Below are 11,869 nucleotides of genomic sequence, written 5' to 3'. Positions count from 1 at the left end.
CAAGAGGGGGTGTTGTAGGCGCGCGTTGAGGGGGAAAGAGAGTACATGTTCTCAGTCATCGCAGGGATGGTGCTGTCGGCAACGGGATTAGCCGCAGATTCCCCCGATCCACGGCGCTTCACCCTGACCTGTGTAAGCACCAAGGAACCCCGACCGCCAATTCAAACCTGGATTGTTGACGTGAACTTGGACTTGCTCACCTACTATGTGGACGGGCAATTTGGTGGTCCGAATGAAATCGCCTCAGACGATGGAAATCGAATAACATTCTTTCTCTGGGGACCGGACATGCACGGGGTTCAAATAGCAAGCCAACAAGCTTTTGATCGGAGCGATGGGCATTGGTACTTTGTAGTTCGGACCGATGGCGCTTCGATGTCGGCAGATGCTATCTGCACCCAATCTCTACCTCGCGAAGGTTTCAAGGCGGACGACCGATATACGCGACCTGAGTGAAAGGATGGCAGACAGGAGGACGCCGTCTCGGAGGATGGCATCTACGAGTAGAACTCAGCATCCCATCATTTCGCAGTATGCCACGGCATTTTCTTGGGTGTTCAGTTGTCTTGCTGCGTCGCACGCCAGAACAACCATCGCCTCGTCAGGGTCTGTGCTGCTGACCGAAAGCAAGGTGCCTGCATCAAAAACCCCCTCATCCCTACATATCTTCATAGCCTCGACCAATGCGCGAAATCGCTCCCGTCGATCGCGGAGATAGTCGGCGTCCGGTGCGGTTTCATCTGACGAAGCCCATTCCTGAAGCATTCTGGACAGGGCGAGAAACGGCGCATCATCCGATGCCAGTGTCCACTCAACAGAGATCAAACCGATTTCAGGGTCGTCCACCTCACGTTCCCGCACCCAATCTCGGGTGGCATACACGTGATAGACTGTGTCGACGTCATCGTGCGTGCAGAGCCCAAACCCGAACAGGTCTTCCTTGCCAAGCTTCTGATAGGCCTCGGATGCGGCCTGGCGGACTGCATCAATAGTCGCTGTCTGTACTGCTTCGAAAAACCCCATGGATCGCTCTCGCATACGTCGAACCTAAGAACAGAGCTCCCGCGCTTCCGCCTTCTACTTCATCTGGTCATTCAGCGATGCCCCACAGTCCGTTGCCTTCAATCCCTAAGCGTTGGCGCCGAAGCCTTGCGTATGTCTTCAGCGCTCAGATGACAGCAGCCCCCGCCTTAGGATTGAACGCAAGCCGGCAAAACGCATTCCTGCGTAGAGCCCCTCAGATCAACTTGTCAGTAAATCGGCCAGATTTATCTTTTTTACACCTGCTCCAGCGGTTGAGCGCCACCGTCGGATCGACTAACTATAGCTCAGACGATAGGAGTGCAACATGGCTAAAACGATTAGTATATTCAACAATAAGGGGGGCGTGGGCATTCAAAAGGTCTACCCACGCTAAGCTTCAAGAAGTTAGACATCAAGCCCAAGCCTGACCAGCAGGCTCTACATGATCGCCTTTGGGACCGACGAAACAAGGTTGTTGCCCACACCGACATCGACCGCATGCGGCTTGCGATGTCCACCTTTCAGCCGTTCAACGACCTTCAGGTCATGCTTCCGATAATGGATTTCGATGACAGCTTGGCGTTCTTCGAAGACCGGTACCGGTTGCAGGAGTGGCTGCAGCAACTGATCCAAGCGGCAGGGAAGACGGTCTTTGATCGCGTTCAAGGCGCCGCACCTGTCCGTTTCAAGCGTGATCATACCGACGGAAGCTAATGCATGAGTCTCGGCTAGTCGCTGAGCAGTTGAGAATTTCGGGTGGCGTCCGTTGGCATTTCACCGCACAAGCATTGAATGTTTCGCGCAAGTCTCTCGGGTCAGATCAGGCAGACAAAGCTGCCCAAGTGGAAGCCTCTCCTTCCCGTGTTTGAGGCGGTGATGAACGCCGTTCAGTCGATACAAGATCGGGGCGTGCAAGGCTCGATCATCGTGAACATCGTCGAGGCCCCTTCACTCAAGATCGACGACATCGATCGCATCGAGCGCTTCGTCATTTATGACGACGGTGTAGGATTCACCGACGAGAACATGGACTCGTTCAACACCGCCTATTCCGAATATAAGTTCGCGAAGGGCGGTAAAGGTGTGGGCCGCTTCCTTTGGCTAAAGGCGTTCGACAAGGTTGAAATCGACAGCGTGTTCGAGGCCGAGGGCGAAGGCCGACTCCGCCGCAAGTTCGTCTTTGACCCCAAATATGATCCCGATCAGGTTGAGGCGGAAACAGCCAGGGACGCAAAAGTTGCGACTTCCATTAATCTGTCTGGCTTCCAGGAACCCTACCGAAGCGAACTAACCCTCGACCTCGATCACATTGCGCTGCGGATGTGCGAACACTTCATCCTGCTGCTGATGCAGCCGAGCTGTCCACGGATCGAACTGCGCTCCGGGAAGCAGCGGTTGTCGCTAAACGCCTTCTTCGAAGAGGGATTCAGCCAGAACGCCACGCGCACAACGTTCAGCATCAAGGATCAAGACTTCACCGTTCACGGCTTTAGACTAACCCTGCCGCGCACCGCCCGTCATAGGCTTATATACTGTGCCGACGAACGCGCGGTGCTGTCGGAGAATTTGGACAACTTCGTCCAGAATCTGTCGGGCCGTCTGACGGACGGCAACGGAGAAACATTCGTCTATCTCGCAGTGGTCACCGGCAGCTTCCTGAACGAGCACGTCAACCAGGAGCGGACGGCGTTTGACATCGACGACGACACCGATGACGAGGCCTCACAGGGCACCATGCTCGTGCCAAATCTCAAGCGGGCGGAAATCCGTAACGCCTGCCTTGACTTTGTGCGAAACGACCTGTCCGAGGTGCTCGCCGACATCAATTCAAGCAAGCTAGAGCGGATCCGCAGCTACGTCGCCACCGACGCGCCACATTATCGCGTCTTGCTCAAGCGCGCCGACGAGTTCATCGACCGCATTCCGCCTAGCGGGACCAAGAGCGAGCTGGAGTTGGCGCTACACCGCGAACTTCACCAGCGGGAGGTCGAGCTAAAGAAGGAGGGCAGTCGGATCATAGTCGAGGCGGCCAAGCTGGACGACTACGAGGATTACCGGGAGCGCCTGTCGCATTTCCTGGAGAACAACAACGAGCTCGGCGTCGCGGCGCTTGCCCAGTACGTCGCGCACCGGAAGATCATCCTCCAGCTTTTCGAGAAGGCGCTGAGTTCGAATAGCGACGGCCGGTATCCGCTGGAGAGAATCCTTCACCAGATCATTTTTCCGATGAGGTCGAGCACCGATGACACGCTCTATTCGCAGCAGAACCTCTGGTTGCTGGACGAGCGCCTGAATTCCTATGGAGTAATCCATTCCGACAGGCAGCTGCGGTCGATTGACGGGCTTGAATCCGATGCAGCGCTACGCCCTGACTTAATCGCCTTCGACCAAGAATACTTGCTCGGCGACGGACCGCAGCCTCTGAACAGCCTGACCGTGGTCGAGTTCAAGCGGCCCATGCGCGACGACTATACCGACGACGTAAATCCGCTGAACCAGGTATTCGCTGTGATCGACAAAGTCCGCTCCGGCACAAAGCTGGATGCGAATGGACGTCCGATCGCGGTCGCCAGCCCTAATATCCCGACGACCTGCTACGTGGTCTGCGACCTCACACCAAAACTAAAGCAAGTGTTAAAAGAACGAGATGCGACCATGCTCCCGGACGGCCAAGGCTTCTACGGCTATAGTCGGAATTACAACGCATACTACGAAGTGCTAGACTACGGGAAAGTGCTACGCGACGCGCAGCGCCGAAACGGAGCCTTGTTTGACAAGCTAAAGCTCATCTGACGTAGGGCGCGTCATGCGTGCTCGAAGCCAATTCCTCCGTTAGGGTTGGCGCTTACCAGCCGCAGCCTTTCATCAAACTCCGTGCAGCCTAAGCCCGTCGAAGGCCGATCGCGTCCCGTCGAACAGCATCCGGTTATGAGATATTATGAATATATCATACCAGCGTGAGTGACGGATCCATGGACGCATATGAAAGAATGACTGTGGTGGTCCCCGATCAGATGGCCGCGAAAATCCATGCCGCCGTCGAAGCGGGTGAATATGCCTCTGCCAGCGAAGTCGTGCGCGATGCCATGCGGCTGTGGAGTGAGCGGCGCGAGTTCCGACAGGAAGAATTGCGGGCGCTGCGCGAGGCATGGGATCGTGGCAAGGCCAGCGGTGTTGCCGGACCACTCGACATGGAAGCCATTATCACGCGGGCGAAGGGCAAGAAGGCGGCTGCATCCGGAAATGGCTGAGATCATCATTTCGCAGCAGGCGGATGGTGATTTTGAAGATCGCCTGCTCTGACGCCTAGGAACTGCTCTAAACGCAGCCCTCACTCGCCCGGCCCGAGCCCGTCGAAGACTGCGCTCCGGCCTCCCGGACGAGGCAAACCTTGTGGCTGTGCTTCGACGGGCTCAGCACGAGCGGGGGTTGCTAACGGGTGTTGCGGGCGGGGTCGCAGGCGAGTGTCGCGGGTGTTGGGGACGGACATAGGGGGTCGGTGAATGGAACAGACATACGTTTCCCGACAATACTCTACCCCGAAGTCGCTGTTATCGGGCGTCGTCAAAGCGCATGGGGCGGTTCATTCCATTTTCGGACTTGAAAGTCTTGAGGCCTTGCGCAGCGATCCTTGACAATCCCTTCCTCGCCAGGTGACCTGTCGGTAAGCACCGAACCACCGCGCCGGCGAAGAGGGTGAGTACGGTTCAAGTCCAGAAAATTGTTTCATGCTTCGTTGACCGCATTTTGGCCTTCGGGTTGTTCCCCATGTCGCCGGGGATCGAGGTACCTTGCTACAGCTTGATAACATCATTCTCGAGATGATCGCGAAGGGGCACACGCTGGCGCATACCGCCGCCCGGCTCTGCATCGAGGTCGAGAGGCTGGTAGACGGGGCGATCTGTTCGGTCCTGACGGTGGATCAGGCCGGCATCCTTCACCCGCTGGCCGGGCCCAGCCTGCCGGATTCCTATTCGGCAGCGCTCGACGGGTTGCCCATTGGACCGCATACAGGCTCCTGCGGGGCCGCCGCCTACCTCCGGACCGATGTTGCCGCGCATGACATCGAGACGGATGTTCGCTGGGAAAAATACAAGCACCTGGCGCTCCCGATCGGGCTGCGCGCCTGCTGGTCCAGCCCGATCCTTGATGCCCAGAATGCGCCCATCGGAACCTTTGCCTTCTATTACCGAGAGCATCGCGGGCCGACCGCGTTAGAGCAGGAAATCGTCCAGCATTGCGTTTACCTGCTCATCATAGCCATCGACCGCCATCAGCGCGTTGCCGAACATGAGCGACGGGCGTTCACCGACGCTCTGACGGGTTTGCCCAACCGGGCCGCGTTCAACATCGCGCTCGCGTCGCTTGACTGCGAGGTGCCAGGGTCCTGGGCGCTGTTCGTGGTGGACCTCGACAATCTGAAGGTCACGAATGACACATTCGGCCACTACGCTGGCGACGGCCTGCTGAAAGTGGCCGGCGAGCGGATTCTGGCCGCCGCATCGCCCGAGCGGATGTTTCGGGTCGGCGGTGACGAGTTCGCGATCATTATCCAGTCCCCCGAGGCGCTGCATGATCTGGAGGGGATGGCTGACCGAATCCTGACGGCAATGCTGACCCCGGCGGATTGCGGCGGGCACGTGATCGTTCCCCGCGCGACAATTGGTGGAGCCGTGCTGGGAGCAGGAGAGCGGGTTCCCGAGCGCGTGCGCCAGAACGCGGATTTTGCGCTCTACCATGCCAAGGAGACCGGACGCGGGGGGTTCGTGCGATACTGGCCTGGTCTCGGCACCAGAATAACCCAGCGCCTGACCGCCATCAGGGATGTCGATGCGGCACTGCGCGAAGACCGGATCGATGGATATTACCAGCCGATCGTGCGGCTCGACACGCGCGAGATTGTCGGGCTCGAAGCCTTGTGCCGGATGCGCATTGGCCGGGAGATCATCTCTGCCAGCTCATTCCACGAAGCGACCACCGATGTGCATGTTGCCGCGGCCCTGACGGAGCGGATGGTGGAGTTGGTGGCCGCCGATGTTCGCGCCTGGCTCGACATGGGTATTCCGTTTCAGCATGTTGGCATCAACGTCTCCTCCGCCGACATGCACAGTTGCACCTTCCATGATGTTTTGGTTGGCGCGTTCGAGCGGCAGAATGTTCCGCTCAAACACGTCATCCTGGAGGTGACGGAAAGCGTCTATATGGGGGATGGCAATCGCGCGGTGCAAAAATCCATCGAGGCGCTGCGGACAAAAGGGCTGCGCGTGGCCCTGGATGATTTCGGGACCGGATACGCCTCCCTCACTCACCTGCGCACGGTGCCGGTCGATATCATCAAGATCGACAAGAGCTTTGTCGACGGGCTGGGACCCAATGAGGCCGACAGGGCGATTGTCGAGGGGCTGATCGGGATAGCCGGGAAGCTCGACATCCGCGTCGTGGCCGAGGGGATCGAGACCGAGGAACAGGCGCGGCATTTGCAGGATTTCGGCTGCCAACTGGGCCAGGGCTATCTGTTCTCTCGCGCGGTGGATCGCCATGCCACGACGGCGCTGCTGATGGGCCGGGCGCAGCCTTTGGAAATGTGCCTTCCGAAGGGGTGAGTGCTCACCATGTCTCGGGCGGGCGTGCCTCCAATCACTCCCCGCCCGCGTCCAACCTTCACGCACTACCCTGTTGCGGCAGAGGTGATAGAACAGCGCCAAACACCACAAAGGGAAGAGGCGGATTTGACGGCGGATATCATTATCGTGGGTACCGGCCATGCCGGGGCCCAGGCAGCGATTGCCCTGCGCCAGGCGGGGTTTGAGGGGTCGATCCTGATGGTCGGGCGCGATGCCAATCCGCCCTATGAGCGGCCGCCGCTGTCCAAGGAGTATCTGTCGGGCGAAAAGCCGTTCGAGCGTATCCTGATCCGCCCGCTGCAGTTCTGGCAGGACAAGGCGATCACGCTGCGGCTGGAAAGCCCGGTGGTGAAGGTCGATCCGGCCTCCAAAACCGTGACGCTGAGCAATGGTGAAGCGCTGACCTATGGCACGCTGATCTGGGCCACTGGGGGTGATCCGCGGCGGCTTTCCTGCCCCGGGGCGCAGTTGAGCGGGGTGCATTATGTGCGCGACCGGGCCGATGTGGACCGGATGATGGCCGAGCTGGAAGGCGGCGCGCGGCGGGCGCTGGTGGTTGGCGGGGGCTATATCGGGCTGGAAGCGGCGGCCGTGCTGCGCAAGCTGGGGGCCGAGGTGGTGCTGATCGAACAGCAGGATCGGCTGCTGTCGCGCGTGGCGGGGCCGGATTTGTCTGCCTTCTACGAAGCGGAACATCGCGCGCATGGGGTGGATCTGCGGCTGGAAACCGAACTGGTGGAGCTGACCGGCACGATGGATGGCATGACCGGGCGGGTGGCCGGCGCGCGCTTTGCCGATGGCAGCGCCATCGCCTGCGACATCGTGGTGGCCGGGATCGGCATCATCCCCGCGATCGGCCCGTTGATCGCCGCCGGGGCTTCGGGGGCCAATGGGGTGGATGTGGATGAATACAGCCGCACCAGCCTGCCCGACATCTATGCGGTGGGCGATTGCGCCGCCCATGCCAATGATTTTGCCGATGGGGCGGTGATCCGGCTGGAAAGCGTGCAGAACGCCAATGACCAGGCGACTGCGGCGGCCAGGATGATCTGCGGCACGGCGCAGCCTTATCATGCGGTGCCGTGGTTCTGGTCCAACCAATATGATCTGCGGCTGCAGACCGTGGGGCTGAGCATCGGCCATGATGCCACGGTGCTGCGCGGCGATGTGGCCGAGCGGTCTTTCTCGGTGATCTATCTGCGCCATGGCAGAGTGATTGCGCTCGATTGCGTCAACCGGACCAAGGATTACGCCCAAGGGCGCAAGCTGGTGGAAGCGCGGGCAGCGATCGCGCCCGAGGTGCTGGCCGATGTCGACATCCCGATCAAGGAGATGCTGTAAGTTCCGCCTCTGCCCAGTTCGCCGCCTCCGCCACGGTGTCGTCCGCATCGTTGAGCAGGGCGCGGACCGGGGGCAGCAGGGCGGGATTGCCGCTGTTGCCCGCGGCGATCAGGCAGTTGCGCACGAAGCGGTTGCGCCCGATCCGCTTGATCGGGGAGCCGGAAAACAGGCTGCGGAACCCCGCATCATCGAGGGCGAGCAATTCCTCGAGCCGGGGGGCGATCAGTTCGGCGCGGGCCATGAAGGCGCGGTTGCGCGCGGCGGAGCTGGCGAATTTGTTCCACGGGCAGACGGCCAGGCAATCATCGCAGCCATAGATGCGGTTGCCCATCGGGCGGCGGAATTCTTCCGGAATGGGGCCGTGGTGTTCGATGGTGAGATAGGAGATGCAGCGCCGCGCATCGAGCCGATAGGGCGCGGGGAAAGCATCCGTCGGGCAGGCGGTCTGGCATGCATTGCAGGTGCCGCAATTGCCATCATGCGGTTCATCGGGCGCAAAAGGCAGGGTGGAATAGATCGCGCCGAGGAACAGCCAGCTGCCATGTTCGCGGCTGACCAGATTGGTATGCTTGCCCTGCCAGCCGATCCCGGCCGCTTCGCCGAGCGGTTTTTCCATCACCGGGGCGGTATCGACGAAGACCTTCATCCCCGCTTCCTCCAGCCCCAGGGCCTTGGTTTCCGCGGCCAGCCAACGGCCGAGCGCCTTCAGCGCCTTCTTCACAACGTCATGGTAATCGCGCCCCTGGGCATAGACGGAAATGCGCGCGCGTTCGGGGTTTCCTTCCAGCGCGAGCGGATCATGATCGGGGGCGTAGGACATGCCGAGCGCGATGACGCTGGCGGCATCGGGCCACATGCTCTGCGGCCCCTGGCGCACATCGGCGCGGTCCGCCATCCAGGCCATATCGCCGTGATAGCCGGCATCGAGCCATTCATGCAGGCGTTCCGCGCGCAGCGGATCATCCTCTGCCGGGGCGAAACCGATGGCGGCAAAACCCAGCGCGCGCGCCTGATCGATCAGCCGCGCCTTCAGCCCGTCGATCACCGCCGCGTTAACCAAATCCGGTTTGCTCCTGTCCATAAGCCCCGGCTATGCCGGTCATCATGCAAATGCGGCTAGGCCAAGCGGCCAACACGGGCAATGGGCCGATCATTTCCGGGAATACCGGAATGCTGGCCATTGAAGCGCGCGGACTGGTCAAGCGGTTCGACGGGACGCTGGCGGTGGACGGAGTCGATCTGTCAGTGCCGCAGGGCACGATCTATGGCGTGCTGGGGCCCAATGGCGCGGGCAAGACCACGACATTGCGGATGCTGCTGGGCATTATCGAGCCCGATTCGGGCGAACGGCGGGTGCTGGGCCATGCCAATCCACAGGATATCGCCCGGCAGATCGGCTATCTGCCCGAAGAGCGCGGGCTGTACCCGGCGATGAAAGCCTATGAGGCGATCGGTTTCATGGGGGCGCTGCGCGGATTGCCACAGGCCGAGGGGCGGCGGCGCGGGCGCGCTTTGCTGGAGGAATATGGCCTGGGCCATGCGGCCGAGCGGCAGATCCGGCAATTGTCCAAGGGGATGGCGCAGCAGGTGCAATTGCTGGGCACGCTGGTGCATGAACCGCGGCTGGTGGTGCTGGACGAACCGTTCAGCGGGCTGGATGCGATCAACCAGGGCAAGCTGGAACGGCTGATTCGGTCGCTGGCGGATCGCGGCGCGACGGTGCTGTTTTCCACCCATGTGATCGCCCATGCCGAACGCCTGTGCGAAAATGTCGCCATCATTGCCGGGGGCAAGGTGCCCTATGCCGGATCGGTCGACACCGCGCGCGACCGGATTCCGGCGCAGGTGCGGCTGGAGACCAGCGATGCGGACGGGCCATGGCGCGCGGCGCTGCCCGCCGACACCAGCCGGATCGGCAATTTTTGGCATTTTCCGCTGCCCGAAAGCGGGGTGGAGCCGCTGCTGCGCGCGCTGATCGCCGGCAATGCTGGGATTCGCTCGCTTTCGATCGAGCGGGCTGGGCTGCATGATGCCTTCGTGGCGATTGCCGGGCAGGCGGCGGCCGAGGCGCTGACCAGCGGCGCCACCGATGGGGAGGACGGGCAATGAGCGAGGGCAGACTGCCGCTGATGCAGGCGGCGCTGGTGGTGGCGCGGCGCGATATCGGCGCGATCCTGTTCAGCCGATCCTTCATCTTCTTCCTGCTGGCGCCGCTGTTCCCGCTGGTGGTGGGCGCGCTGGCGGGTGGGATCGGCCGGCAGGTGAGCACCGAAGCGGCCGCGCCGCAGATCGGCATTGCCATGAGCGCGGCAGATGGCGCCGCCATGCTGGCCGCGCGCGAACGGATCGCCCGGCAGTTGAGCGGCGGGGTGCCCGACATGGCGATCATCCAGACCGTGCCGCCGGGGGAAAGCTTCGATGCCAGGGCAACGCTGGCAGAGAAGGGCGGCAATCTGGCCGCGATCGTGAGCGGCACCCCGGCCGCCCCGGTGCTGACCGCCACGGCGGAGCGCGGCAGCATGTGGCGCGGCGTGGTGGGCATGATCGGGGCCGCCGCGCTGGAGACGGAGCCGGCGCAGTTTCCGCCGGTGGCGGTGCAAACCGTGACCACCAGCGGCGCGGCACAGATGCAGGACCGGCTGGCGACGGCGCAGGCCGCGCAATTGCTGCTGTTCCTGCTGATGATGGTGCTGGCGGGCATGGTTCTGTCCAACCTGGTGGAGGAAAAGGGCAACAAGATCATCGAGATCCTGGCCGCCGCGATCCCCATGGATGCGGTGTTCCTGGGCAAGCTGTTCGCCATGCTGGCGGTGTCCATGGTCGGGATCGCGGTCTGGACCTCCACCATTCTGCTGGTGCTGTCGCTCGGCGGTTCGGGCATGCCGGTGCTGCCGACGCCGGCGGTGGGCTGGCCCTTGTTCGTGGCCTTTGGCGTGCTGTATTTTTCCGCCGGCTATCTGTTGCTCGGGTCGATCTTCCTGGCGATCGGATCGCTCGCGACCACGGTGCGCGAGGTGCAGACCCTGTCGATGCCGGCCAGCATGGCGCAGATTCTGCTGTTTTTCTTCGCCAGCTCCACGGTCAACCGGATCGGCCAGCCGGTGGAGCTGATCGCGGTGGCGTTTCCGCTGAGTTCCCCCTTCGCCATGCTGTCCCGCGCGGCACAGCAGGATGCGCTGTGGCCGCATGCGCTGGCGCTGGCGTGGCAGGCGGTGTGCGTGGCGGTGTTCATTCGGGTGGGATCACGGCTGTTCCGCACGCGGGTGATGAAATCGGGTCCGCAGGGCGCCGGGCGCAAGCGGCGGGGGATTTTTGCCCGGCTGTTCAGACTGCGTTCGGGCAAGGCGGCGTAGACAGCCGTTCTGCCCGAGGAGGCCCAGCATGACGTCATTTCGCCCGGATCGCCGTACCGCACTCGCCCTGTTGGGCGCGGGTGTGGCCATTCCGCTGTTCGGCGGCTGGGGTGAGACAGCCGAGGCGCGGCCGCTGCGGGTCAATCTGACCGAAGCACAATGGCGCAGCCGGCTGACCCGCGCACAGTTCAGCGTGCTGCGCGAAGAGGCGACCGAACGGCCGTTTTCCTCTCCGCTCAATCTGGAGCACCGCAAGGGCACCTTCACCTGCGCAGGTTGCACCAACAATCTGTTTTCGTCGGACACCAAGTTCGACAGCGGCACCGGCTGGCCCAGCTTCTTCCGCCCGTTGCAGGGCGCCATCGGCACGAAGGTGGACCACAAGCTCGGCTATCCGCGCCGCGAAGTGCATTGCGTCGATTGCGGCGGCCATCTGGGCCATCTGTTCAACGACGGCCCGCGCCCCACCGGCCTGCGCTATTGCATGAACGGCGTGGCGATGAATTTCCAGCCGACCTGAGCGGGCTA

The 11,869-nt window shown here is 62.0% G+C and carries 11 protein-coding genes; 8 read left to right on the top strand and 3 right to left on the bottom strand.

Annotation, left to right across the window (positions count from 1 at the left end):
• Window positions 1–45: 45 nt before the first annotated feature.
• Entirely contained in the window at window positions 46–456 is a 411-nt protein-coding gene (locus GRI97_RS01190) for a hypothetical protein (RefSeq protein ID WP_161389325.1), read from the top strand.
• 54 nt (window positions 457–510) lie between these two features.
• Here GRI97_RS01190 and GRI97_RS01185 read toward each other — a convergent pair whose 3' ends face one another.
• Window positions 511–1,023, bottom strand: coding sequence for a DUF4303 domain-containing protein (locus GRI97_RS01185; RefSeq protein ID WP_161389324.1), 513 nt, complete (start codon window positions 1,021–1,023; stop codon window positions 511–513).
• A gap of 438 nt (window positions 1,024–1,461) precedes the next feature.
• Window positions 1,462–1,722 (bottom strand): hypothetical protein, encoded by a 261-nt coding sequence (locus GRI97_RS01180; RefSeq protein WP_161389323.1) that lies wholly within the window; start codon window positions 1,720–1,722, stop codon window positions 1,462–1,464.
• Between the two features lie 177 nt (window positions 1,723–1,899).
• On the opposite strand from GRI97_RS01180, the gene GRI97_RS01175 reads away from it, so the two are divergent.
• The 4 genes from GRI97_RS01175 (at window position 1,900) to GRI97_RS01160 (ending at window position 7,988) form a co-directional block, all read left to right on the top strand.
• Window positions 1,900–3,816, top strand: a complete 1,917-nt coding sequence (locus tag GRI97_RS01175) for a hypothetical protein (RefSeq protein WP_161389322.1) — start codon at window positions 1,900–1,902, stop codon at window positions 3,814–3,816.
• Between the two features lie 197 nt (window positions 3,817–4,013).
• Window positions 4,014–4,274, top strand: coding sequence for a type II toxin-antitoxin system ParD family antitoxin (locus tag GRI97_RS01170; RefSeq protein WP_235917565.1), 261 nt, complete (start codon window positions 4,014–4,016; stop codon window positions 4,272–4,274).
• Window positions 4,275–4,814: 540 nt separating this feature from the next.
• Window positions 4,815–6,626 (top strand): putative bifunctional diguanylate cyclase/phosphodiesterase, encoded by a 1,812-nt coding sequence (locus GRI97_RS01165; protein ID WP_202392543.1) that lies wholly within the window; start codon window positions 4,815–4,817, stop codon window positions 6,624–6,626.
• A 126-nt stretch (window positions 6,627–6,752) separates the two neighbouring features.
• The gene (locus GRI97_RS01160; RefSeq protein WP_235917564.1) at window positions 6,753–7,988 is read left to right on the top strand and encodes an NAD(P)/FAD-dependent oxidoreductase; all 1,236 of its coding nucleotides are present in this window, start codon (window positions 6,753–6,755) and stop codon (window positions 7,986–7,988) included.
• Here the strand turns inward: GRI97_RS01160 and queG are convergent.
• Window positions 7,972–9,069: a tRNA epoxyqueuosine(34) reductase QueG gene (gene queG, locus GRI97_RS01155; protein WP_161389319.1), complete on the bottom strand. Its 1,098-nt coding sequence runs from the start codon at window positions 9,067–9,069 to the stop codon at window positions 7,972–7,974. The two genes, GRI97_RS01160 and queG, sit on opposite strands and share 17 nt — an antisense overlap.
• A gap of 89 nt (window positions 9,070–9,158) precedes the next feature.
• On the opposite strand from queG, the gene GRI97_RS01150 reads away from it, so the two are divergent.
• Genes GRI97_RS01150 through msrB form a run of 3 tightly spaced genes read left to right on the top strand, consistent with a single transcriptional unit; the run spans window position 9,159 to window position 11,861 of the window.
• A complete protein-coding gene (locus GRI97_RS01150; protein ID WP_235917563.1) occupies window positions 9,159–10,097 on the top strand; it encodes an ABC transporter ATP-binding protein in 939 nt (312 codons plus the stop codon).
• Window positions 10,094–11,341, top strand: coding sequence for an ABC transporter permease (locus GRI97_RS01145; protein WP_161389318.1), 1,248 nt, complete (start codon window positions 10,094–10,096; stop codon window positions 11,339–11,341). Before GRI97_RS01150 ends, GRI97_RS01145 begins: the two co-directional genes overlap by 4 nt.
• A gap of 28 nt (window positions 11,342–11,369) precedes the next feature.
• Window positions 11,370–11,861: a peptide-methionine (R)-S-oxide reductase MsrB gene (gene msrB / locus GRI97_RS01140; protein ID WP_161389317.1), complete on the top strand. Its 492-nt coding sequence runs from the start codon at window positions 11,370–11,372 to the stop codon at window positions 11,859–11,861.
• Window positions 11,862–11,869: the final 8 nt, after the last annotated feature.

Origin of the sequence: Croceibacterium xixiisoli, from assembly GCF_009827305.1 — a bacterium.
GTDB classification, from domain to species: Bacteria; Pseudomonadota; Alphaproteobacteria; order Sphingomonadales; family Sphingomonadaceae; genus Croceibacterium_C; species Croceibacterium_C xixiisoli.
Note: the sequence above shows the minus strand (reverse complement) of the source record. Positions and strands in the feature narration are given on the sequence as shown.